Source organism: Halorubrum sp. SD626R, from assembly GCF_001261915.1.
Classification (GTDB): Archaea; Halobacteriota; Halobacteria; order Halobacteriales; family Haloferacaceae; genus Halorubrum.
This window is the reverse complement of record NZ_CVRT01000060.1, coordinates 35,003-58,801: the sequence shown is the minus strand read 5'-3', so window position 1 is coordinate 58,801 and position 23,799 is coordinate 35,003. Positions and strand designations below refer to the sequence as shown.

The window sequence follows — 23,799 nt, the reverse complement described above, 5'->3', positions numbered from 1 at the left end:
ACGAGTGGCTGAGATCGTTCGCTTTCGCATGGAATCAGCTTATCTGAACACTACCGTCGTCGTACACAATACGATTAAACCCCCGGAGCAGAGTGGTAACGGCTTCGCTGCTTGGGATATCGGTGCCGCCTTTCTGATCGGGACCTTCGCTCTCGCTGTTCCCTATCTCCATATGTGGGATATGCTCTCAGTGTACTGGTCCCGTTGGCTGATAACGGGGGCCGTCGCTCTCGGTGTTCCGGCGTACTATCTCGGACTCAGGTAGTCGATGTCTCACTGATCTTCCGCCACGGGGCACCGCCCGTCTGTATTGACCACAACCGAAACAAAATACATCAGCTGTTATAGATTTCAACAGAGCCTGCTACCTTGGGATCCAGCTCAGATCGGTATCCGATATACGTTGTCGGCGAAGTGTCCGATTCAACAGCGAAAGCCCAGGAGATGGTCTTCACGCTTCGAGATGTCGACAGCGAAAGAACAGACCACTGTACGGCATCCTGATGAGGTCGGCAGGGATCACACCACAACGAATATGCGGTCGTTCGGAGTACACGTTGCTGTGCCTGACGAATTGGGTTCACTTGCGCGAACGCTTGCAGTCCCGTATTATGATGATGCGCTGCCTGCACATGATGAATTTCATGCAAATCGGGTCCGTGATGTTGCTCTTCGCCTCGCAGCTGATGTTGACCAGCACGTTGAGACGGGAGTGCTTGCTGCGGCGGCGTGGTTACACGATATTGGCCGCCCACGTGAGCGGACTGATGATATCGACGATCATGCTGTGTGGGCGACGCGTGAGGCTAGTGAGTTACTTGCTGCGGAAGGGGTTCCTGAAGCAGACATTGAAGCGATACAACACTGCATTCGAACGCACAGTATTCGAGCGAGTTCTCCCAATGCAGAAACGATCGAAGCGAAGCTGTTGTTTGACGCTGATAAGTTAGATGCGACAGGTGCCGTCGGGGTGACACGCCTTGCCTGTATTATTGGAGAGCGATCTGGGCGAAGCGACGAACGGCACGCTGTTATTGATGATTTCACGGCTAATAGAGCCGTGACGGCCGATCAAGACGATGTATCTGTGCTCCGAAAGTGGGCAGACGAGCGCCTAAAGGCGCTGCACACGGAGCCGGCTCAAGAACTTGGGGCGTCACGATCCGAGTACATGGATGAGTTTCTTGCCCGGTTCCATGATGAGATCGGAGCTGAAGGAACGCAATAGATCCGGGAAAATCCACCCGGGGGACCGTCAGCGAGTGATTTTAGTTTGCCTGTCGAGCGAAATGGTGATCCTGAATTTTGTGGCGTGGAACGGTCAATCGGGCTGTGTCGGTGGGAGTCTGAGCTGGGTTCGTCGTGGAGGTTCCGTCCCCCCAAAATTAATGATGATAGTAGAGGACTCACCTGCATGGATTCACGTCTCTCTGGTTTCTACAAGGGATCGCCCGCAGAGCGCCAACAGGCGCTAATTGACGCCGGCGTTGAGCCTGAAACCGTCGAATCACTGCGGGGAGGAAAATTGGGTGTTGACGGTGCGGACGCCGTGAGCGAGAACGTTGTCGGAACGCTTGAGTATCCAATCGGGATTGCGACGAATTTCCAGATTGATGGCGAAGACACGCTGGTGCCTATGGCGGTTGAGGAGACAAGTGTCGTCGCTGCTGCGTCGTTTGGGGCGCGTATGGCTCGCGGGACTGGTGGATTCACCACCGATGTGTCGGGGCCCATCATGATTGCGCAGATTCAAGCGACAGACGTCCCGACACCGCATCACGCGAAGTCCACGGTACTCGATGCGGCAGATGACCTGATTGAGCTCGCCAACGAGCAAGATCCGGTGTTAGTCGAACACGGGGGTGGGTGTGAGAACGTGCAAGTCCGGGTAATCGACACACCGCGCGGTGAGATGCTCATCACGCACTTGATCGTTGATGTTCGTGATGCGATGGGTGGGAACGCGGTCAACACGATGGCGGAGGCACTTGCGCCGGAGATCGAGGAATTGACCGGGGGAGACGTGTCACTCCGGATTTTATCGAATCTCGCGGACAGACGACTTGCTCGTGCGACGTGTACGGTCAAACCAGATGCACTAGAGACAGAGGACGTGGAACTGTCCGGTGAGGAGATCCGAGATGGGATCGTGGATGCATGGGCGTTCGCTGCCGGTGACCCGTACCGTGCGGCGACTCATAACAAGGGGATTATGAACGGGATAGACGCAGTCGCAACGGCGACATTCAACGACTGGCGGGCTATCGAGGCGGGTGCACATGCGTACGCGGCACAGGACGGGTACGGGCCGCTAACAACGTACGAGGTCGATGCTGACGGGCGTCTCGCATGTAGTATTGAACTCCCGATTCAAGTTGGAACCGTCGGCGGTGCGACGCGGCTACAACCAACGGCGGAGGCTGCACTAGAGTTGCTCGACGTGGACTCTGCAGATGAGCTCGCGGGGGTGTTTGCAGCCGTTGGACTCGCGCAGAATTTCGCGGGGCTTCGTGCGCTCGTGAGCGAAGGGATTCAACGCGGTCACATGAGTCTGCATGCGAAGAATATCGCGATACAGGCGGGTGCACCGGATGATCTTGTCGATGAAGTGGCGGCGCGGATGGTTGCCGAGGAGGCGGTACGGCAGGACCGTGCAGAGGAACTAATCGATGAATTAAGCGAATGACAGTTCGGATCGCCAACGCTGCCGGGTTCTGGGGTGATTACCCGGATGCGACTGAACGACTGTTAGCATCGGGTGCTGAGTTCGAATACTTGCAGTTGGAGTATCTTGCAGAGGTGACGATGGGAATCCTCGACCGGCTCCGCGACCGCGATCCGGAGAAGGGGTACGCGACAGATTTCGTCGAGTACGTCATTGCTGAGCATCTGGCAGACCTAGTTGACCGTGAAGTGCGCATAGTGACGAACGCTGGTGGGCTGAATCCGTCGTCATGTGCGGCTCGGGTCCGTGAGCATGCCGCTGAGCAGGGAGTGGATGTGACTGTTGCTACCGTCACCGGCGATGATATTACTGACCAGCTGGATCGGCTGCATGCTCGACACGGGTTAGAGCCCTTCGAGGACGATACGCGGTATGAGGACGTGGCCGATGATGTCGTGACGGCGGCGGCATATTTGGGTGCGTTCCCGGTTGCGGCGGCGCTCGATTCGGGTGCTGACGTGGTCATTACTGGGCGTGTGGTTGACCCAGCGTTAGCGCTCGGCCCGCTGATCCATGAGTACGAGTGGGGCCGAGAGCAGTACGACCGGCTTGCAGCTGGAATCGTCGCAGGACATCTCATCGAGTGCGGGACGCAAGTGACAGGTGGGAACTCGACGCGAGAGTGGGAAACAATCGAGTATGACGACGTTGGATACCCGATCGTGGCAGTTGAGCCCGACGGCGAGATACAGCTCACCAAGCCGGACGGTACTGGTGGAGAGGTGTCGCGGGCAACGGTCGCTCAGCAGTTAGTGTACGAGATCGGTGACCCACAGGCGTATCTGACGCCAGATGTGGCTGCAGATTTTACTGCCCCTGAGATTACGGAGGTTGGGGGAGATACGGTGGCGATCACAGGCTGTGAAGGGACAGCGCCACCGGACTCATATAAGGTGAGTGTGCATTTCGAAAACGGGTACCGTGTCGCGGGGAATATGCTGTACTCTCGACCGGATGCGTTAGCGAAAGCGAAGCGCGCGGCGTCGGTGATTGAAACCCGGATCGAAGACCGGGGTCTCACAGTTTGGGACACACGCGCGGAGTTTGTTGGACATAACGCAGCGCACGGTCCGGCTGCGCCTGCTCGCGATAATCACAACGAGGTGTTACTCCGGTTTGCTGCCCGCGGTCCGGAACGCGAGGATCTTCGACGGTTAGGCACTGAGTTTGCTCCTCTGTCACTGGCCGGTCCGCCGAGCGTAACCGGACTCACTGACAGCGGGCGACCGCGTCCCCGCCCGATTATTGATGTGTGGCCGACGCTGGTGCCAAAATCAGTGGTTGACCCTGAGGTGAGTGTCGATGAGTGATGACGGGGACGGGTCAGGGGTGTCGCCGAAGCAAGCAGTTCGAGTCGACGAGATTGCGTACGGCCGGTCTGGTGACAAGGCAAATACAGTTAATATCGGCATTATCGCCGAGTCCGATGCCGCATACCGCCGGCTGGAGAGACAGTTGACCGCTGATCGCGTCGCTGATCTGTTTGGGGAGCTCATCGACGGATCGGTAACTCGGTATCAACTGCCGAATCTACCGGGGTTCAATTTCGTAGCTAGTGAGGCACTTGACGGTGGCGGTCAGTTCAGTCTCCGGTATGACAGTCAAGGGAAAACGTATGCGGCCGCGGTGCTCCGACTTGAACTGCCTCCAGAGTCCGATGAGGAGCGCGATGAGTGATGTTGACCCCGGCCAGGTTACAGAGATCGAGACACCTCGATGGTGGGAATCGCAGTGGTATCAAGTATCACCGCGGTCGTTCCAGCACTATGAATTGTTGTTTGAGCCAGATCAGTTGCTGATGGTGTTCGCCGGAGAGTCATACAAGTCGTTTCTTCTCCGGCAGGACGGTCGTGAGCGGCGTGCAACGGAAATTGGTCGGGAGAACGCGAGGGAACCGGAGTCTGTGATTCTTGCCGACGAACACAATGACGTGATTTCGCTGTCAGAGGTGCGTGAGATCCGAATCCAAGAGGGATCGTGGATCCGCAAGCCAAGACTTAGTGTTGACACAGAAAAAACACAATTGAAATTCTATCATTTCTCCCGAACATACGATGCAAGCGACTTCGCCGAATGGGCACGCAGTACGTATGGAGATAATGTAGTACGTTACTCAGGATAACATATTCCATTATTTTTATATAGTGTTTATTCATGTTATTGGCTGTCACGTATGGCACTCAATTTCAATCCTAGCGAAGACAAGTACGTCGTCGGAGGATTGCTTGCTGCGGTGGTAATGCTCGTGGCAATGTACTTCGGCGGGCAAGTTGGACAGATCGTGTTCTCGGGGAGTGCGGTGGCGTTTATTGGGTTATACGTGCTGTTAGGCGTACAATCGTCCGAGCAGCGCCACGACACGAACGTGTTCAAACTAATGGTAGCTGGGTTGTGGCTCATCCTCGGTGTTGCGTTCGCGTTGCTATGGCACTTTCACTTCCAGAATCCCGCGTACACCGATCCGACGTACTGGCTTGGATTCCCGCGGGCGACAGCAATCGTCGTCTATGGGTTGTGGATGCCGCCCGCGTTATACCTGATGTTCGCGTATCCGTACCTCTTCAGTAGGTACATTTGGGACAAAGATCAAGTAGCGGAGTTCCGCACGATGGGGTCCGACGAGGAGGGAGATAAATGATTGACATCCTTACAGCCACCTTAACACAAGTCTCGACGACAGAGACGATGAACCCACTCATCGTCGGTATCGTTGCGGTGTACTTAGTCGGTATTGCCGCAATTGGTATCTGGGCAACTGGTCAGACAAAATCGACATCAGACTTCCTGATCGCCGGGAAGCGATTCGGGATCTGGGCCGTTGCATTTGCTGCTTTCGCCTCAATCATGAGCGGGTTCGGCTTCATCGGTGGCCCCGGACTGTTCTACGACGGCGGGTACGGGTTCCTGTGGATCGCTATCGTTGCACCGCTTGCGTTCCCGGTGTCATGGTTCGTCCTCGGCAAGAAAATGCGGCTGATGGCTGAGGCCCGTGAGATATTCACCATTCCTGACGCCGCTGTTGCCCGATTCGACAGCCAGGCAGTCCGACTATTGGTATCTCTTTCAGTACTGCTAGGTGTCATTTCGTATCTCGGGGTTCAGTTCCTCGCCATCGCGTTTGTACTCCAAACAGTGCTTGGAGTGAGCGAAGTTGTTGCACTCGTGATTGGACTCGCCGTCATCTCAGTATACACAATTGGCGGCGGCATGGTCGCTGGGGTGTTTACTGACCTCATCCAAGGCGGGATCATGGTGGCCGGGAGCGTCGTCGTCTTCTTCCTCGCACTGAACACGGTCAACGGCTTCAGCACAATGAACAGAGAGCTGAGCAGTCAGATTCCAGAACTCGCCGGCGCGTTCGGCGCATTCCCGATTATGCTCGGACTCACGTGGTACTTCCTATTCCTTGTTGGGAACTCCGGGCAGCCGCACATGGCACACAAGCTGTACATGCTGCGTGACCCAAAGCTACTGAAATGGGGCGCGCCAATCGCCGCGTTATCGTACTTCGCGGCGTCTCTCATGATGCTTGCACTTGGGGTCGGAATGCGGTCGCTCGTGGAGACCGGACAGTTCGCTGAGCTCTCAAATCCCGACAACGCCGCTCCAATCTTCCTCGTTGAATTCACGCCAGCAATTGTGGCAGGCGCCGTCCTAGCCGCTGCTGTTGGCGCAGTGATGAGTACGAGCGACGCATTCATCAACATCGGCGCTGCGAACCTCGCACGGGACATCCCGGAGAGCCTTGGGTTCGAGTACGACTCCGACCGACAGGAGTTACGCGCCCACCGCGTGGCGACCGCACTCATCATTCTCGTGTCGGTACTGCTCGTCTACTACGTAGAGATCCTCGTCGGTCTTCTCGGCGTCGTTGGGTGGGGATTATTTGCCGCTGCCATTGTTCCTCTGCTTGGGATCGGATTGAATTGGAAAGGCGCGACCACGGAAGGTGCGATAGCCGCTGGTGTGGTCGCACTGTTCGGGAACCTTAGCCTCGCGATCGCCGTCCAGTTCTACGGCTTCTCATTACCACACGGTTCGGCAGCTGAAGCACTCACGCTCCTCGTTGCTATTGTTGTAATGATCGTTGTGAGTCTCATCACGAACACGAAGGCTCGTGATGATATCGACGACGATATCGAGCGCGTCATCGACTCATGATACACTAACCATCAACGAAGCCAATGAACTAAACCACCCGATGCCATAGGCCGGTTCGAATGGCCGTCGATGATGACACCGCAGTCGGGCACGTGGAGATAGATGAACCGGCGTGGTCTGTTGCCCGACTCAATGATGAAATCGCTGCCACCTTGGAATCCGCCGCGGAGCGATTTCCAACATACGTTGTCGGTGAAGTCTCCGGTGCGACGGCGAAGGGCTACGGGACGTTCTTTACACTCCGAGACGTCGACGGCGAGGAAACGATCCAGTGTATCGTGTGGTCGTCCTATCGCGACCGCATCGGGGAACCGATCACCGAAGGCGAAGAGGTAATCGTTCGGGCAAACGTCGATTTCTACGTTGAAGGCGGCCGGACACAACTCAACGAAAAACTACTGGCCGGTCGGGGATTCCGATCGATCACAGGAATTGGAGGCATTACGTGCCGAACTCAATGAAGAGGGCCTCTTCGATACCGACAGAAAACAGCCACTTCCATCGTTTCCCGCAAACATCGGGATCATCACCTCATTAACTGGGTCTGCCCGAGAGGACTTTCGTGAGTCCGCGTGGGGACGCGCACCAGGGGTGACGCTCACTTTCTTTGGAGCGACGGTTCAGGGGAAGAACGCCGCAGCATCGATCGTCGGGGCGCTCCAACAGGCAGATCGAGATCCGGACATCGACATCATCGTCGTAACGCGTGGTGGCGGCGCAGACGACACGCTGTGGTGTTTCAACGAAGAACCCGTCGTCCGAGCAATCGCGGACTGTGCGACCCCGATAGTCGTTGCTGTGGGCCACGAGGACGATGAGACCCTCGCCGAAGATGTCGCTGACAAAGTGGCAATGACACCAACAGACGCGGGGATCGTGGCGACACCTGAGATGAGCACCATCCGAGAGCGGGTTGGGACCATCGAACGCCGGCTCCAAACGGGGTACGAAACAGTCGTCAGCGAGCAGCTTGACGCGCTCAATCGACGGATCGATAACGCCGTTGTGGGGCTCGAACGGGCGGCAGAAACCCGGCAGGCACGTATCCAGCGAGCAGCCGACCTCGAACAGCGGATCGATACCGCCTACACGACACAGACAGGATCACGCCTCGATGCGGTCGACGACAGGATCGAGACGGCACTCCAAGAGATCGAACACGCCGCGGAGACAGAGGCCGTGACGGTACGGGCAGCGCGGGGACGCATTGGCGGACTTGAGACTCGTATTGATCGGGCGTACGAGACGCACATCACCCAAGAGACCGAAGCACTTGAGCGCCGGATCGAAAGCGGGTATCGAGACATCGAGACGGACACAGACGTCCAAGAGGCAAAACAGGAAGCCCGCCAACTTCGGATAGTCATCCTCGTCCTCGTTGGGTTACTGCTACTCGGTGTCGCACTGTGGGCAGGTGGACTTCTGTGAGCATAACAGGGTTGCGTGGCTGTTACAAAAATCAGGATTGTTAAGTAGTAAAAAACAGTGATGGCAAAGGTGTACTCCGTCGGAGAGTTCGCAGATGAACTTGGAGTCCACCGTGAAACCGTGAAAAAGTGGTGTCGTGAAGACCAAATCCAGTATTCTCGAACCCCCGGTGGACACCGAAGGGTTCCACACACTGAACTTCAACGACTCACAGGAAAACCGTCGCGGAGAAGCGATAAAGTTGCCATTTACAGGCGCGTTTCAGGCCACGCTCAGAAACGAGATGGGGACCTCGACCGACAACTCGAATTGCTCACTGAGTACGCACACAACCGCGGTTGGAGTATTGAAGACAAATACTCCGACGTAGGGAGTGGTCTCAACGAGAACCGTCGTGGACTGAACAAACTCTTAGACGGTGCTGAGAACGCCGACTACGGGCGCGTCCTCGTCACCTACCAAGACCGCCTAACCCGATTCGGATTCTCCTACCTCGAACGCCTCCTCGACCAGTACGACGTCGAAATCACGGTCATCAACGAGGGAACTGACAAGACTGCACACGACGAACTCGCTGACGACCTCCTACAGCTCGTTGCCAGTTTCGCAAGCAAACTGTACGGGATGCGCTCCTCAAAACGCAGGCGGATAGTCGAGATTGTGGAAGCGGAGGTGGAAACCAATGAGTAGTCACCTCGCACTCCCGATCCGACTCCCGTTCGAAGAGAAAGAGCGCCACGCTCGATTAGACACACTCACAAAGAGCGTAGCAAATACGCTTATCGAGCGATACTGGACGCCCGAACGCCTCACCGAGGTTACCGATTACTCGTATCAAGCGTGGAAATACTTCGACGAGGGCGAAGCGTTCGCTGACGTTGATCTGTACCTCCCGTCACGGTACAAACGCTGTGTGATGCAGAAAGTCGGTGAGACACTTCGCAGTCACGCCGACAAACGCGAAGCCTTCCAGTCAATCCAAGGTGTCCTCCCTGACCACAAAATTCGCCGCATCCATACCCGGCGAATCAAAGAACAGCTGTGGAACGCAGAGGAATACATCAAATCTGGGTACGTTGACCTGCTCATCGGGCAACTCAATTCCTACTACGACAAACACGGTCGATTCCCTGAGTCGTACTTTGAGATGCAGGACTGTCCATCGTACTCGAAAGGCGTCCTTCCGTACTCCGCAGACGACGGCCCGACGAGCGGGCAGGCGGTCAAATACGAGTACGACGAAGACACGCAGACACTCACGGTCAAACTCAAAACGCCCGATACGCTCGAACCTGAGACTCGTGGTGATTGGACGTGGACAGAACACGAACTGGAAGGTTACGAAGCCTTCCATGAACTCCTCGAACACGGCAGTCTCTCCGCACCCTCCTTCCATCCGACACAGACGAAAACCGGAGACAACTACTACGAACTCTTGTTCCCCATCGAAGTTGAACATCAAGAAAAACCAGACGACGTTGAAACCGTTTTAGCAATTGACGGTGGTATCCGTAAAGACGCTACCGCCGCTGTTGTGAACAAGAATGGAGAACAACTCTCTGTCCCGTACTTCATCCAGAATACAGAGCGGGAACGGATGAAACGGCTTAATCGGGAACGCAATCAACTCAACTCCAAGTTAGCATATCTACGCCGAGAAGGGCGTGACCCCACGGACTCGTTCAGGCACGTTCAGGCAGAGTACGAGCGAGTCAACAACAAGATTCGGCACAAGCGCGAACAACTCGTTCACGATGTAGCCAACCAAGTCCTCGCACTCGCGTTGGTGTATGACGTGGATGCGATTGTTCACGAAGATTTGCGGAGTCTGTCACCGCCTCGTGGTGAAGGCCAACTCTCGTGGGAATTGTCGTCTTGGGCACGCCGAGAGATTATATCGAAAATCGAGTATCGAGCGGACATCGCCGGACTACACGTGGAGAAAGTGCATCCGGGTAACACGTCTCGGTCGTGTCCACGGTGCGGTTCCACGGGCCACACCACGAAGTCTCCCGACCACGCATCCGAGGTTTGGTGGGGCGGTCACTTCCGGTGTGACAACACCCGCTGTGGCTTCCAAGCCGACCGGGACTACGTTGGTGCAGTCAACGTGGCTCGCGTGTTCTTCAGCAGTTCGGCCTCGCTGGATCACGGTTTCACGTCCTCCTACACGGGGGACTCTGAAATCGTGCCAGCTAGCCGTTCCGCTGGCCCGCGTCTCGTGTTCGGTGACGCTCCTGCAGCGTATCTCGGACAGTCTAACGAAAAGAGGGTGACTGCTGGTGGCGGGTCGTGCTTCATAGCGCCCGCTGTCACCCCGACAGAGACGAAAAACAATAGCAGTAAAGATTCAGTGTCAAGCCCAGCGACACACAGCGTCTCTCAATTTACGAGAGCGACTGCTGTTTACTGCCGAAAATAGGAACGGTATTCAAGGACTCCCCGAGTAACTATCGCCCATGAGTAAGGTTGAGGTTGACATCGCCGAGACAATCGATCGACTTGAAGAGATCGCCGAGACGCTCGAAGATGGAGAGGTTGATCTCACCACCGCGAAGGAGCTCCGCGAGGAGGCAGACGACCATCTTGAGAAACTGCGTGACGCGCTGGATGTCGGCGACGGAGACATCATTGAGATCGACGGTGAGGACGCCGAACTAGAGCGCGCCGAGTGATTTTACAGACGTTTCCGGAAGCAGACCGTTTCCACAATCAAAATCGGGGGACAGCGGCACTATAAAAGAAGAAATCCGATGGGGATAAGGGGTTTTCCGGAACTGACCCGGTGAGGTTTTTATAACCTGACTGAAAACTAGTCTTTCAGAAGCAAATGATCCGTGATGCTCGCGTCCTCCGCGCCGGGTTCGTCCCTCGTGAAGTCGAGCATCGCGACGCCGAAGTCAATCATCTCTCCAGCGTTCTCGAACCGATCACAAATGGCGAGCCGGCCGACACAGCCATTGTCACCGGCCCGAGCGGTGTCGGTAAAACCTGTGTCTCGAAGTTCGTTACCGAACGGCTCCGCGAGGAAGTGCTCGACGTTGAGGCCACCTACGTGAATTGCTGGCGGAACTACAGTCGCTTCCGAACGCTGTACCAGATCCTCGACGACATCGGGGCAACGATAGATATCCATCGCCAGTCGACACCCCACGACGAGCTTATCGACCGGCTCCAACAGTACGACGGCCCTCGAACCGTTGTCATCCTCGACGAAGTCGACCAACTCGAAGACCCGAGTCTCATCTACGACCTCCACAGTATGGAGCAGTTCGCGGTGATCTGTATCGCGAACAAAGAAGAAGAACTGTTCAGCCGCGTCGACGATCGCCTTGTGAGCCGGCTGCGCTCCAGCGAACACGTCCGGATGGACAAGTACCACAACGAGCAACTCTACGACATTCTGAGTGCTCGAACGAAGTGGGGGCTTGAAAACAGCGTCATCACCGACGACCAGCTGTATCAGATCGCTGATGCCGCTGCTGGTGATGCCCGTCTCGCGATCGGGATGCTTCGCAGCGCAGCCAGCACGGCTGACCGCGAAAATCGCGAGGAAGTCACTAACGACATCCTCCGAGACGCTGCTGAAGATGCTCGGGCCCAAATCAAGCAGAAGAGCCTCGACTCGCTCACGCCGCACCAGCGGACCGTCTACGACATTGTTCGCGACCACGGCCCGCTCGGACCCGGCGAGATTCACGACCGCTATACTGAGGCAGTCGACGATCCGCGGACCAAGCGCACTGTGCGGACCTACCTTTCGAAGATGGCACAGTACAACCTTCTTGAAGCAGAAGGCACGAGTCGAGATCGTGAGTACTCACTCGTCGATTCAGCATCTACATCGCCGATACAGTGACTCAGAGGCCGTGGAGTAGGTATCTCGTGGGTTTGTGGGAGTCTTCTTCTCCAGATATATTCACCTCCGAAATAGATGTTCGGGGCAGGCTGCGAATTCAGAAATAGGCCATACTAACAGGACCTAGCGGCTGGTCATCACCCAAGTGTACTATCCCCTACTTCACTACAACAAACCCCGTCTGAAACTGCTGTTATTGTAACGAACCCCGTGTCAATACACTACTGACCAGAGTGCGAAATATGTACCCTGTACTGACCACACCCTAAACAGAATATATCACTTTCTAAGGATTTCAACAGAGCCGGTACAGTGATATACCATATACGGCGAAGACGGAGCGGCCGTCAGTCGCAGAGACAGACCCCCCCTTCCCGAATCTGGTTCACGCTGAATTGGTGGACGGCGAGGGCAAGACTGGCCATTGCGTCTGCCTGCTCTTCTGTCGGTCTCCCGCCGCCGTAGTAGCTCTCTGTCCGGTTCTCGCTATACAGATCCTTCATGTCTTCTGCTGTTTCTTTGGTGAACAGGCCAATCTGGTATGCGCGTTTGTAGCTGAACTCGTGATCTTTGAACTCCTGAAGTTCATCGTTCGACATCGCGAGCGCGTACGCTTCGATGGATCTCTCTATGGTTCCAAAACTCACCTCGATGATCGCTGTGTAGTAGTCTCCCTGCGCCTGAAGCGTGTTAGTCACCTCAACGAGCCGGCACGCTTTCGTCAGTTGAGTCTTCCAGTCATCGTCGGCACTAATCCCTTCCTCGAACTCTGCTCGACCACGGCCCGCCATCTTGAAGGCGTCTTGTGCCCGCTCCAGGGACTCGAGGATGTCAGTTGGATCAGACCTGTTACTCATCGCTATCACCTTCCTCGAGGAGGAGCTTTTCGACCGTCTCAAACTTGGTAGTGCTGTAGATTGGGATTCCTGAAACGACAATTTCCCGAATGTCTTCTGTGTACGTGGGAATCGCTTGGACCGCCTCAACGTCGATGTCGTAAGCATACCTATTCCCGTCGAACTCGGCGTCTTCGAGGTCGCGACCAACAGCGTTCGCCTCTCGTTGGTTTGGGGCTCGATCGTTCGTCGTGAGCACCCAGAGGTCAATGTCGCTGCGCCGATCGGCTTCGCCGCGCGCCACACTTCCGTAAAGGACGATCCCGATGACGCCCTCGAGACGGTCAGTGAGTTCATCGACCGCGGCCTTCACGGGCTTCTGGAACTCTGGTTGCGGTATTCGGAGGAGAGGGTCGTCCGGAATAGCGAGTCGCTCTCGGTTGATCTGAACGAGCCGTTGATTGTTCTCGGGCGATTCAACCACTAATTCGTTCTCGACGAGGGTATTGATCGCTCTCCGAACCGTCTGTTGGGAATGGCCAATCTGATCAGCCACTTCGCGCTGTGAGAACTGTTTGAATCGGTGGTTCGTTAAAAATAGCAAGATGTCGTTCGTTGCCTTGCTTTTGAACAAATCCGCGTCTGCGGCGGGTATTGGAACGGATATGGACACACCCTGGGTGGCGTTCGATTCCGTCTCACGGCTCATGTGCCATGCTACGGCTCACTACTATATAAACTTTATATAAATACGTCCAGTACTTAATAACAATCGAAACGCCGGTTATTTGTCGATGTCTTCGATCGCCTCAGCAGCGGGATCACCGAACTCTCCAGCTTCAATATGTGAGTACCGTTTCCGAACCATCTCTTCGGAGTTGTCCAAATATCGAGTAGCACTGAATTAGTAGGCGTGGGATAAAATATTCTGAATAATCATATTCTGGAATATCATATCTAGAGATATCATCGACAAGGTGCGTCACAATGAGGATAACTGGATTAACCAACAAGTTGCCGGGACATACCGAAATGTTGGTTAATTCGACGGTCAAAGATAGCAGCCACCTCGGAAAGAGTCTTGGAAACAGTCTACCACTCCCCAAGATCCGGTGACAGAGTTCGAGTTGACGTCTGGTACATTCTTTTCTGGAAGTCCGGAAGCGCCGCGCCGTCGCTTATTGAGTGCGTGACGAGTTATCGAGTATGGGAGATTACCCACCATCGAACCGAATGGCGGCCGACAAGCCGACACGGGGGGCTGACCGCAATCTGGGCTTGGCAGATCGCGCCGAGCCAGCCACAGAAGCGATGCTCCTGCCGTCACTCGACGATGGCATTACGCTGCTCGACATAGACGGCGGCCGTGGCGTTCCAATCCTCCAGGCGCTCGTGCTTGACCATCTCCTCCTACACGACGGGCCCGCCTTCTGGGTTGATGCGAACGGACACGCGACGACGACGACGCTGGCTCAGATCACACCGAGCCAGCGGTTGCTCAACCGGATCCACGTCGCACGCGGATTTACCGCGTACCAGCACTACGGCGCTGTCGACGATCTCCCGACGGCAGTAAACCAGGCCATCCAGAAATCGACCGCTGTCACCAGCACATCTGGTCGACAGTCAGTGGATCAAAACGATGACTCGTCTCCACACACCCCGTCGCTCATCGTTGCGCCGGCCGTCGACGCACAGTACCAAGGCGACGACACACTCAGCGAGCAGCACGCAGAAACACTCCAAGCGAGAACCCTTGCTCGACTAGCGACGTACGCCGATAGCTACGACGTCCCGGTACTCGTGACTCGGAGTACGATCGATGAGTTCACAGCACCGGTCGCGACGGCCGCCAATCATCATCTTGAGTGTGAGCAAACCCGGATGGGGCCGCGACTCGTCGGTGACGAGTTCGAGACACTCGTCTATCCAGTTGATGACGGTGCGTACTACCAGACCACGTTCGCCAACTGGCGACAGCTGCTCGCTACGCGGGCGACACAGGTCGGGCTCGAACCCGCGACATCCCCATCGTCGACATCGAGTCCGGCAGGTGTCGGGACAGGCGTGACCACTGACGGCGAGACGGCGTCGCTCACCGCGAGTCCGCTCCTCGATGCATGGACAGCACCTAGGGGGCGCTAACAATGGGACGCACGAACCCGACATATCGGGATGCACTACGGGCTATCGAAGACCGCTGGGCGGAGTTCCGGCGGGCGCTCCGTCGTCGCGACCAACCACGCTTCGACCAACTGTTCGAGTACGCTCGCGAACACGCCGACGCGAGCGGGCTGTTGAACCACCAGAATCCACTGGTGCCGGCGCTGTTCAGTATCGATCTCGAACAGGAGGCCACATTAGAAGACCATGAGGAACGCCTCAAAGCGCTCGAACACCTGCTCAACGAACAGCGCACCGATGAAGAAACCAGCGAGGAACCCCGATGAGTACACTCGCGACGATCGCATTCGACATCGAGACGACGGGGTTTTCGACGACTGACCAGCTGACCGTCGTCGGCTTCGATGCTGAGATCGGCTCGCGAGTGTTCCTCAATACAGCCGGGAATGCGTGTGCCTCAGATATCGAAGAACGCGTGAACGACCATCTCACTACGCCAGTGACGCTCTCTGTTCATGACGATGAGGGCGCGCTGTTGGACGCCGTCAAGACGTTCGTCGATACCACGATCGCACAGCGAGATGTCAAGCTCGTTGCCTACAACGGGGAAACCTGGAAGGGCGGATTCGATCTGCCATTTCTTCGAACGCGGTTGAGTCATCATGAACGCGAGTGGCCGTTCGCCGAGCTGCCGTACATCGACGTGATGGAGGTCTTCTCCTCACGATTCAACACGAGCGAGAACAGCCTCACTGGAGTGTATGATGAGCTCGTGGCGTCCGGCCACGGCACAGTCGATCCATTTGGGGAGAGCAGCGAAGCCGTCGACGCGTGGGAGACTGGTGATTTCGGAGCGGTCGTACTCCACAACGTCGCCGATATTCGGCGTACACGAGCGCTAATGGACGTTGCGGAACGGTACTGCTCGAAATCAGACTTTTCGATGAAATCGCTCGACCCAGTGATTAGTGAAGGGTGAATGCGCAGAAACTATCGAGGGCCTCGGTCACGATCACTTGCTATATTTGTCTTCGAGAGCGGCTTCTTGCCGAGCCAGTATTTTGACACCCTCGCGGATCCCTTCGGTCAACACGATCCGTCCTAGCTCTGTCAGTTCGTAGTATGAATAGGTCTCTTCAGTCCCCGTATTCGGATCGCGTCGGTTCTTGATGAGTGCGACATCCTTGAGCGTCCGGAGCGGATAGTGGAGCGCATTATCTTCCTCACCAAGTACCATTGACAGTTCGCTGGTACTGAGTTGATGATTCTCCGCAAGCGCCTCAAGGATCAGATATTGCTTGGGCTTAGACGCCACTTCGTACATCTTCAAGTAATCGTCAAGATCGAATAGGCTGTCTTCAGGGAGTTCAACGTCTAGGTCGAACCCGTTATCGCCCTCATTAGAGTCGTCACGCCGTCGGAGCGAACCGCCGTCAGGAATTGACTGTCGGTCGGGCGAGTTAGTCATATAACTCAGTTGGTCCCCCACCATATTAAAATTTTTTACTATGGTTGCGGCGAGACCATCCAACTATTTGGTCCACCGAATTGAGTAACGGATAATGGAAGAGCGGTTGATCGAGGCACTCGAAACAAGCCCCTACCTCAGCGAGACAGAGATCTCCAAGCCCCGACTTTTGGTCTATTTGATGGGACCCTACAAGTCCTATCCACCCTACGAGTCACCCTCTACCGAGCTAGGCGTAGCCACGACGCGAACTACACTTGACGAAGCAGTCCAAAACCTCCAATCTACTGAAACTGACTTTGACGCGGATGAGGCACTCTGGCTCCTCATCGAACTCCGCCGACGACTCCGAAAAGAGCGAGGAGTCAATGCCTTTCTCGCGACGGATCCTGAAATCCCGCTCTACGAAATGGACGCTGCTACCCAAAGTGTCGAATTTACTAAAGCATCCGTTGCAACTGTCTTTATTGCTCCGGCAATGGGCGACAACCTCGGTGTAGGAATCGAGATCGGATCTGTCTGTGAACATCTCTCGTCACAGGAACTCCGTGAAGAAGTGCTGTTCCTTGGCGAACAGAACGTCGAAAGTTCGATGATCGATGGGATTTCAGACCGCTGGCACGTTACAGTCGATGAGTTCGATGATTTCGACGGGCTCTATCAAGCTGTCAAAGCTCACGTCCGCCAAGTTGCGTAGCGGGAGCCTCCATTTCATTTGACGAAGTCTGTTGAAACCTCAGCGAACATAATTTCGATCGGCAGGTCTAGCTCGGAGAATCCAAATGTTTCGGTTTAACCAACAAAATTCTGTGATACAGCCAGTCTGTTGGTTAACACGGGTTCGGATATCAAACTCGGAAGCGATTCCGGAAAGTGGGTAAAGGAATGAATTTCCGAGGGCGCGCTGTTTCTATCGAGACGATCCTCGTTTCCCGAAATCCGGAACAGACACACCGGCGATTATGCGAGATTTCGGTGTATAGAATGGTAAGTGGGTGACTTACGCAAATGACGTTCACGATTGATTTCCTTGACGATGGTCGCGTTCTTGAATGGGAAGCGACCGATGATAGCGCCACCATGACCGAACGCGACGACTACACGCCCCGGTTTTACGTCACAGCACGTGACCCTGACACCGACATCGATCTCACACCACTTCGCGCACAATATGAACGACACCCGAATGTCGTCGCGACCGAGATCGTATCCCGGCGGCCCGGATTTCGTCGTGACTGCGAGTCCGCTCTCGTTGTCGACGTCAACCATGTCGACCGCGTCACACCGCTTGCGCGACAGGCCCGACAGCTATCAGCGCATCCAGTCGGCGATCTCGCCTGCTTCAACGTCGATTTCTCGCGAGGATTCCGGTACTGTCTGGAGGCGAATTGCGATCCAACGCCGACGGCAGAACTGTCAACACTCCGGCTCGGTGTTCCAGTAACCGAGACCAGCAAGGACACGTATGGCGAGCTCACAGTTGCCGGCGAGACTGTTACCGGGTCAGCAGGAGACATCCTCACCACCGTTCAAGCGGCGATCGAGAGACACGGTCCGGATATTCTGGTCTGCTCGACGAGTGAGATTGTCCCGACTCTGTACGAGATGGCGACGGACGCCGGCGTCGACGACTTCTCGCTGAGTCGGTGGCCGGACGTCGACTACCAGCAGCTCGCGAGTCGGTCGACGTACTCGAGCTACGGCCGCGTCGGTCACTCCCCAGCGCGGTACAACGTGCCCGGCCGCGCGATCATCGACGAGTCAAACACGTTCTTCTACGGGGAGACGAACCTCGACGGCGTCCTCGACCTCGTGTCGCGCTCGAAAAAGCCCGTTCAGGAGCTCGCGTGGGCGTCGATCGGGAACGTGCTCACGGCGATCCAGATTTGTGAGGCTCACGACCGCGGCGTCCTCATCCCGTGGAACTCCTGGCGGCATGAGCTTTACAAACCGATGGGGACGCTCCATAACGCCGACCGTGGCGGGTTCATCTTCGCACCCGAGGTCGGCCTCCACGAGAACGTCCACGAACTTGACTTCTCCTCGCTGTATCCGAACATCATCTGTACCCGGAACGTCTCGCCGGACGTCATCCGTTGTGACTGCCACAGCGACCGCGACGACGTCCCCGGCCTCGGATACTCGATTTGTGACGATCGAGGCTACCTCGTCGACGTGCTCCAGCCGATCATCGACGCGCGCGACGAGATCAAGGCGGCCGTCCGTCGCGAGAAGAAACGAGACGACCCCGACGAGGACCGGCTGGCGGAACTCGAGGGGCGATCGGGCGCACTGAAATGGATCCTGGTGGCTTGCTTCGGATATCAGGGATTCAGCACCGCGAAGTTCGGTCGTATCGAGTGCCACGAGGCAATCAACGCGTTTGCTCGCGAGATTCTGCTGACGGCGAAACAGCAGTTGGAGGAAGGCGGCTGGTGCGTCGTCCACGGGATCGTCGACTCCATCTGGGTGACGCCGGACCCCGACGTCGACGATGATGACCGCGAAAACCTCGAGGCGCTCGGTCGCGTCTTTCGATCGACCAACCTCGAACTCCTCGAAGCAATCGTTGCACACGAGCCGGGGAGTATCCATGAACTCGCTCGCCTTGTTGACCGGAACCCACCAGAGGTTCTCAACAACGTAAACGAGCTGGCCGACTACGGCCTCCTCGAGTTCGAAGAGAACGGCAGCGCGAAGCGCTCCGTTGTGTGGTACGACGAGATCGACGCGGACCTCCCCCTCACGCCGCCATCGGGACGAGAACGCAAAGTATAGAACAGGATTCTGACAACAGTCGCAGCGCCGTCGCCGGAACGTATTTGATGGTCGCTTTCGCCCTCCACATATGGACCTCCAAATCGACCATGTCACGGTCGCAGGACGAGATCTGGACCGTCTCGTCGATGCATTCAGCGATGCTGGCCTCCCGGTGGAGTACGGCGGCCGTCACTCGAACGGCGTCACGCACATGGCAATTGTTGGGTTTCGGGACGGAAGCTACATCGAACTCATTTCGACGCTAGAGCCTGACGCCGAGTCGCCGTGGTGGCATGGTCCTATTCACGGAGATGGCGGCCCATGTGCCTGGGCCGTCGACGTTAACGATATTGATACCGCGAGTGCTGACCTCCGCGACCGGGGCATCCACGTCGACGGCCCCTCGGAGTACAAACGGACTCGAGAGGATGGAACGCTTGTTGAGTGGGATCTTACCTACCTCGAGGAAGGCGATCCAGGCTCGACGCTCCCGTTTCTCATCAGCGACCGAACTCCCCGCAAACGGCGGGTCCAGCCAACAGGTGATCTGGCATCGTCGTCGATCACTGGAGTCGATACGGTCGTTCTCGGCGTCGGTGACCTCGACGCCGGAATCGCAGAGTTTGAGAAGGCATTCGACGCGGACGGACCAGAGATTGGTAACAGCGACATTTTTGACGCCAAGACGGCATCGTTCCCCGGACTCCCGGTGGTGCTTGCAGAACCGCGCGGCGACGGCCAACTCGCAGAGCGGCTTGCGGCCTTCGGCCCCCGACCAGTCGCGTATCTGCTCGGTGAGGAGCAACGGACAGAGGACGCCGAACGAATGCTTCCGTTAGACGACAGCACTACGGGTTCGCTTGCCGACCGAACTGTCGAGTGGCTCTCTGTAACCTACCCGTCGGGGTATCCGTATCTCGGGATTGTCGACATAGAACCCTAGAGAAAAAAGGAACCATTGAGGGGTGACACCTACGAGGAGAGGCCGTACCAAAAATTGTGGTCCGCGGTCGAACCGTTATCCGCCGAGGAACTCCCGACGAACGTTTTCATCATTGAGGAGCGAGTCGCCGTCATCCTCGTAGCGGTTCTCCCCGTTGGCGAGGACGTAGCCGCGATCGCAGCGTCGCAACGCCTCTTTCGCATTTTGTTCCACCATGAGGATCGTGGTGCCCGCCTCGTTGATCTCGTCTACCCGGTCGAACATGTCGTCGACGAGATCGGGTGCGAGCCCCGCACTGGGCTCGTCTAAGAGCAACACGTCGGGATCGAGCATCAGCGCACACCCCATCGCAAGCATCTGCTGTTGGCCGCCTGAGAGGGAACCAGCATCCTCATCTGTTCGGCCGGCGAGCGCCGGGAAGCGATCGTAGACATCGCGTTTGCGGTCGGTCGGCATCTCGTCGAGCACGTACGCGCCGAGCCGCAGGTTCTCCTCGACAGTCAGCGTCGGGAAGACGTTGTCCGTTTGTGGGACGTAGCCGATCCGCTCGCGGACTACCTCCTCTGGGGACAGCCCAGAGATGTCCGTCCCTTGGTACTCGATCGACCCGCCTAGACAGGCCGCAATCCCGACAATCGTTTTCATCACCGTCGATTTGCCGGCGCCGTTTGGCCCGACAATTGTCACGTACTCGCCGTCGTCGACGTGGAGATCAACGCCAGAGAGAACTTGAAGGTCGCCGTATCCCGCGTCAAGATCGACGACATCAAGCAGGCTCATTTGGCATCACCGCCGAGATACGCCTCGATCACACGCTCGTCTTTGAGGACCATCTCCGGGTCACCCTCAACGAGCAGTTGCCCTTGTTGGAGGACGATCAGCCGGTCAACGAGCTCAGTCAACGTTTCGAGCTCGTGTTCAATGATTACGACCGTCATCCCGTCCTCGTTGAGGTCGCGCACGTGGTCTGCAATCTCACGAGTCAACGTCGGGTTGACGCCCGCGAACGGCTCATCGAGCATGAGTACGTCTGGATCGAGCATCAGCGTACGCGCGAGCTCAAGCAGCTTCCGTTGGCCGCCGGACAGGTTGCTGCTGTATTCGTCGGCGAGGTGATCCAGTTCGAACATCTCGATCAGTTCATCTGCCCGCTCTCGGACGGTCCCCTCTCGCTCCTGCATTGAACCGCTGCGAAGCAGCGCGGGAAGCGTCCGTTCGCCCGGCTGGTCTGGAGCGGCGAGCCGCACGTTGTCTCGGACCGTCATCGTCTCCAACTCGCGGGTGTTCTGGAACGTCCGCACCAACCCACGATGTGCCAATGACTCGGGCGAATCGCCCGTCACGTCGGAGCCTTTGAGACTGACGGTGCCGCCGTCGGGTGAGATGACGCCGCTGACGCAGTTGAAGAACGTCGATTTTCCTGCGCCGTTGGGTCCCATCACGCCGACGAGCTCTCCGTCTTCTATCGACACCGAAAGCCCGTCTATCGCTCGCAGGCCCCCGAACTCCTTCACGAGGCCCTCCGCGGAGAGGAGGCTCATTGGTCCACCCCCAACTCCTGCGGGTCGCCCCAGATTCCGGCAGGGCGATAGCGGATTACTGCAACGAGGATCAGGCCGACGACGATGAGCCGAATTGAGGCGAACACGTCGCCGGAGACCGGCGTCACGTTGAGTGCGAACCGGGAGATGAGCCGAAGCCCCATAATTATCGACAACCCGGCGAGCACTGCTCGGTGGTTCGCTGCGCCGCCGAGTAGCATCCCGATCCAGACGGTGACCGTTACCTGAATCGTGAAGAAGCCGGGTGCGACCGCACCGTTGTACAGCGCGAACAACCCTCCGGCGAGGCCTGCAAGTGCCGCGCCGTAGACGAACGCTTGCGTTTTGTAGGTTATCGTGGATTTCCCCACGGAGCGCGTCACGAGTTCGTCAGCCCGGATCGCCCGGAGGACGCGCCCGTACGGCGCATCGGTCAGTCGAGTGACGACTGCGAGAGTGACGAGGGTGACTCCACCCAAGACGAGAAGCGTGGCGACGAGGCGGGTGTCGCTGTCGGAGACGAGCGAAGCGATCGGTCGTGGCACGCCGAGGATGCCGACGTTCCCCCCGAAGATGTTCTCGAAGTTGACGAAGATTGAGTGGAATATCTCCGCTGTCGCAAGCGTCACGATCGCGAGGAAGTCGCCGCGGAGTCGGATCGAGGTGAGGCTGACGGCTGCCCCGAGGATCGCGGCCGCGATCACACCGACGGCGAGTCCTAACGGCCAGGGATACCCCAAGCCGATCCCCGCAAATGTGTCCTGTGCCGTGAGCATCGCAGTCGCGTACGCACCGACTGCAAAGAAGACGACGTGGCCAAAGTTGACGAGGCCGGTGTGACCGTACTGAAGGTCAAGCCCCAGTACGAGGATCCCGTAGATCACAAAGAGGATCCCGACTTCGACGAAGACGTAGAGCGCACTCGGGAGTTGGGCGCGAAGTGGCGTCACCGCGAACAGCGCGCCGAGGAGGAGACAGACGAGTCCCGCAATCAGGGCTCGGTCTCCGCGTCCGGATGGGAGCCGATCGAGAACGCTCACGCCTCACGCACCTCTGTTCCGGCAATCCCGCTGGGTTTGACGAGCAGTACGGCGATCAGAATCACGAACGCCACCGCAGACGACAAGCCGGTCATCGACGAGGGGAGGAACGCCGTCGAGACGGCCAACACAAGGCCGATGACGTACGCTCCGAGGATCGCCCCGTACGGGCTTCCAGCCCCGCCGAGGATGGCTGCAGAGAGTATCTGCAGGATGTGGCTGAACCCGGTGTCGGCGCTGACGTTCGTCTGGACCGCCATCAGCACGCCTGCGAGTCCGGCGAGAACGCCGGCGAGCACCCAGACGCTGTCGCGGATCAACTGGGTGTCGATACCGCGAACCCGCGCTAAGCTTTCGTCGTCGCCCATCGCCCGCATCGCGATTCCCACGTCTGTTCGGGTCAACAAGAGATGGATGGACGCGAACACCGCCACTGCTGACCCCACCACAACCAGCTGTTCGGATGTGACGAAGAAGTCGCCGAGGAGGTCGACGGGTCCGACCGGAAGGTCCGGAATCGCGTCAAACTGGAACGTCGACGTCTCTGTCTCGAAGTAGCGGGCGCTTCGGCCGCCAACGAGTCGGAGTCCATTCCGGAGAACGATTCCGAGGCCGATCGATGTCAACAACATCGGGACCGGTCCGGTGTGGTTGATCGGGGTGAAAAAACCACGGGCCAAGATGATACTGACGATGCCACCGCCGATCATCGCCACGACGACCGCGACTGGAAGCGGGCCGGGCAGGGTGTTCGCGGCGAGGAACCCGATGAAGGCTCCGATGGAGATGTACTCCCCGTACGCGAAGTTGATCATGTTCACGATCCCGTAGATCAGTGTAAACCCGATCGCAGCGATCGCGATATATGACCCGGTGACCAGTCCGAATATGATCTCCTGAAGTAGCCCCATCGC

At 57.2% G+C, this 23,799-nt stretch carries 27 protein-coding genes; 20 read left to right on the top strand and 7 right to left on the bottom strand.

Going from position 1 to position 23,799, the window contains the following annotated elements; genetic code table 11:
* The 14 genes from SD626R_RS17030 to SD626R_RS06150 all read left to right on the top strand — a co-directional run.
* The coding region (locus SD626R_RS17030; protein WP_218054130.1) for a hypothetical protein at positions 1–265 on the top strand (265 nt) is incomplete at its 5' end.
* Positions 266–562: 297 nt separating this feature from the next.
* Positions 563–1,228, top strand: coding sequence for an HD domain-containing protein (locus tag SD626R_RS06200; protein ID WP_092564822.1), 666 nt, complete (start codon positions 563–565; stop codon positions 1,226–1,228).
* Between the two features lie 84 nt (positions 1,229–1,312).
* A complete protein-coding gene (locus tag SD626R_RS06195; protein ID WP_255310084.1) occupies positions 1,313–2,686 on the top strand; it encodes a hydroxymethylglutaryl-CoA reductase, degradative in 1,374 nt (457 codons plus the stop codon).
* Positions 2,683–4,035, top strand: coding sequence for an acyclic terpene utilization AtuA family protein (locus SD626R_RS06190; protein ID WP_092564818.1), 1,353 nt, complete (start codon positions 2,683–2,685; stop codon positions 4,033–4,035). Before SD626R_RS06195 ends, SD626R_RS06190 begins: the two co-directional genes overlap by 4 nt.
* Positions 4,028–4,402: an AtuA-related protein gene (locus SD626R_RS06185; RefSeq protein WP_092564817.1), complete on the top strand. Its 375-nt coding sequence runs from the start codon at positions 4,028–4,030 to the stop codon at positions 4,400–4,402. The genes SD626R_RS06190 and SD626R_RS06185 overlap by 8 nt, the downstream gene beginning before the upstream one ends.
* On the top strand, positions 4,395–4,847 hold the full coding sequence (locus tag SD626R_RS16350) for a hypothetical protein (RefSeq protein WP_137782565.1): 453 nt from the start codon (positions 4,395–4,397) through the stop codon (positions 4,845–4,847). The genes SD626R_RS06185 and SD626R_RS16350 overlap by 8 nt, the downstream gene beginning before the upstream one ends.
* Positions 4,848–4,898: 51 nt before the next feature.
* Positions 4,899–5,363 carry a hypothetical protein gene (locus SD626R_RS06180; RefSeq protein ID WP_092564815.1) on the top strand — a complete coding sequence of 155 codons (465 nt, stop codon included), beginning with the start codon at positions 4,899–4,901 and terminating at the stop codon, positions 5,361–5,363.
* Positions 5,360–6,886: a sodium:solute symporter family transporter gene (locus tag SD626R_RS06175; protein ID WP_092564813.1), complete on the top strand. Its 1,527-nt coding sequence runs from the start codon at positions 5,360–5,362 to the stop codon at positions 6,884–6,886. Before SD626R_RS06180 ends, SD626R_RS06175 begins: the two co-directional genes overlap by 4 nt.
* A gap of 59 nt (positions 6,887–6,945) precedes the next feature.
* The gene (locus tag SD626R_RS17180) at positions 6,946–7,347 is read left to right on the top strand and encodes an exodeoxyribonuclease VII large subunit (protein ID WP_241996659.1); all 402 of its coding nucleotides are present in this window, start codon (positions 6,946–6,948) and stop codon (positions 7,345–7,347) included.
* Positions 7,250–8,314, top strand: coding sequence for an exodeoxyribonuclease VII large subunit (gene xseA, locus SD626R_RS06170; RefSeq protein ID WP_321163806.1), 1,065 nt, complete (start codon positions 7,250–7,252; stop codon positions 8,312–8,314). The genes SD626R_RS17180 and xseA overlap by 98 nt, the downstream gene beginning before the upstream one ends.
* Positions 8,315–8,374: 60 nt before the next feature.
* On the top strand, positions 8,375–9,004 hold the full coding sequence (locus SD626R_RS06165; RefSeq protein ID WP_092564811.1) for an IS607 family transposase: 630 nt from the start codon (positions 8,375–8,377) through the stop codon (positions 9,002–9,004).
* Positions 8,997–10,736, top strand: a complete 1,740-nt coding sequence (locus SD626R_RS06160; RefSeq protein WP_199242125.1) for a zinc ribbon domain-containing protein — start codon at positions 8,997–8,999, stop codon at positions 10,734–10,736. Before SD626R_RS06165 ends, SD626R_RS06160 begins: the two co-directional genes overlap by 8 nt.
* A 37-nt stretch (positions 10,737–10,773) precedes the next feature.
* Positions 10,774–10,989 carry an exodeoxyribonuclease VII small subunit gene (locus SD626R_RS06155; RefSeq protein WP_092564809.1) on the top strand — a complete coding sequence of 72 codons (216 nt, stop codon included), beginning with the start codon at positions 10,774–10,776 and terminating at the stop codon, positions 10,987–10,989.
* Between the two features lie 155 nt (positions 10,990–11,144).
* The gene (locus tag SD626R_RS06150) at positions 11,145–12,173 is read left to right on the top strand and encodes a Cdc6/Cdc18 family protein (protein WP_092564807.1); all 1,029 of its coding nucleotides are present in this window, start codon (positions 11,145–11,147) and stop codon (positions 12,171–12,173) included.
* 347 nt (positions 12,174–12,520) lie between these two features.
* Here SD626R_RS06150 and SD626R_RS06145 read toward each other — a convergent pair whose 3' ends face one another.
* Complete coding sequence (locus SD626R_RS06145) at positions 12,521–13,030, bottom strand: DUF8154 family protein (RefSeq protein WP_176697287.1); 510 nt, start codon at positions 13,028–13,030, stop codon at positions 12,521–12,523.
* Positions 13,023–13,718, bottom strand: coding sequence for a nucleotidyltransferase domain-containing protein (locus tag SD626R_RS06140; RefSeq protein WP_176697286.1), 696 nt, complete (start codon positions 13,716–13,718; stop codon positions 13,023–13,025). The genes SD626R_RS06145 and SD626R_RS06140 overlap by 8 nt, the downstream gene beginning before the upstream one ends.
* A gap of 497 nt (positions 13,719–14,215) precedes the next feature.
* Between SD626R_RS06140 and SD626R_RS06130 the strand changes: the two genes are divergently transcribed.
* The 3 genes from SD626R_RS06130 to SD626R_RS06120 are packed head-to-tail and all read left to right on the top strand — an operon-like array spanning position 14,216 to position 16,112.
* Positions 14,216–15,154, top strand: a complete 939-nt coding sequence (locus tag SD626R_RS06130) for a hypothetical protein (protein WP_092564805.1) — start codon at positions 14,216–14,218, stop codon at positions 15,152–15,154.
* A gap of 2 nt (positions 15,155–15,156) precedes the next feature.
* Positions 15,157–15,459, top strand: coding sequence for a DUF8156 family protein (locus SD626R_RS06125; RefSeq protein WP_092564803.1), 303 nt, complete (start codon positions 15,157–15,159; stop codon positions 15,457–15,459).
* The gene (locus SD626R_RS06120; RefSeq protein WP_092564801.1) at positions 15,456–16,112 is read left to right on the top strand and encodes a ribonuclease H-like domain-containing protein; all 657 of its coding nucleotides are present in this window, start codon (positions 15,456–15,458) and stop codon (positions 16,110–16,112) included. Before SD626R_RS06125 ends, SD626R_RS06120 begins: the two co-directional genes overlap by 4 nt.
* 33 nt (positions 16,113–16,145) lie before the next feature.
* Here SD626R_RS06120 and SD626R_RS06115 read toward each other — a convergent pair whose 3' ends face one another.
* Positions 16,146–16,601, bottom strand: coding sequence for a MarR family winged helix-turn-helix transcriptional regulator (locus SD626R_RS06115; RefSeq protein ID WP_241996661.1), 456 nt, complete (start codon positions 16,599–16,601; stop codon positions 16,146–16,148).
* Between the two features lie 94 nt (positions 16,602–16,695).
* Here SD626R_RS06115 and SD626R_RS06110 point away from each other — a divergent pair, with 94 nt between their 5' ends.
* The 3 genes from SD626R_RS06110 to SD626R_RS06100 all read left to right on the top strand — a co-directional run bounded on the left by SD626R_RS06110 (position 16,696) and on the right by SD626R_RS06100 (position 20,304).
* The gene (locus tag SD626R_RS06110; protein ID WP_092564797.1) at positions 16,696–17,298 is read left to right on the top strand and encodes a DUF7509 family protein; all 603 of its coding nucleotides are present in this window, start codon (positions 16,696–16,698) and stop codon (positions 17,296–17,298) included.
* Between the two features lie 311 nt (positions 17,299–17,609).
* Positions 17,610–19,379 carry a type B DNA-directed DNA polymerase gene (locus SD626R_RS06105; RefSeq protein WP_321163805.1) on the top strand — a complete coding sequence of 590 codons (1,770 nt, stop codon included), beginning with the start codon at positions 17,610–17,612 and terminating at the stop codon, positions 19,377–19,379.
* Positions 19,380–19,449: 70 nt separating this feature from the next.
* Complete coding sequence (locus tag SD626R_RS06100; RefSeq protein ID WP_092564795.1) at positions 19,450–20,304, top strand: VOC family protein; 855 nt, start codon at positions 19,450–19,452, stop codon at positions 20,302–20,304.
* 75 nt (positions 20,305–20,379) lie between these two features.
* On the opposite strand, the gene SD626R_RS06095 is transcribed toward SD626R_RS06100, so the two are convergent.
* The 4 genes from SD626R_RS06095 to SD626R_RS06080 are packed head-to-tail and all read right to left on the bottom strand — an operon-like array spanning position 20,380 to position 23,796.
* Positions 20,380–21,084 (bottom strand): ABC transporter ATP-binding protein, encoded by a 705-nt coding sequence (locus tag SD626R_RS06095; protein ID WP_092564793.1) that lies wholly within the window; start codon positions 21,082–21,084, stop codon positions 20,380–20,382.
* Positions 21,081–21,845 (bottom strand): ABC transporter ATP-binding protein, encoded by a 765-nt coding sequence (locus SD626R_RS06090; RefSeq protein ID WP_092564791.1) that lies wholly within the window; start codon positions 21,843–21,845, stop codon positions 21,081–21,083. The genes SD626R_RS06095 and SD626R_RS06090 overlap by 4 nt, the downstream gene beginning before the upstream one ends.
* Positions 21,842–22,885: a branched-chain amino acid ABC transporter permease gene (locus SD626R_RS06085; protein ID WP_092564789.1), complete on the bottom strand. Its 1,044-nt coding sequence runs from the start codon at positions 22,883–22,885 to the stop codon at positions 21,842–21,844. The genes SD626R_RS06090 and SD626R_RS06085 overlap by 4 nt, the downstream gene beginning before the upstream one ends.
* Entirely contained in the window at positions 22,882–23,796 is a 915-nt protein-coding gene (locus SD626R_RS06080; RefSeq protein ID WP_092564787.1) for a branched-chain amino acid ABC transporter permease, read from the bottom strand. The genes SD626R_RS06085 and SD626R_RS06080 overlap by 4 nt, the downstream gene beginning before the upstream one ends.
* Positions 23,797–23,799 lie beyond the last annotated feature (3 nt).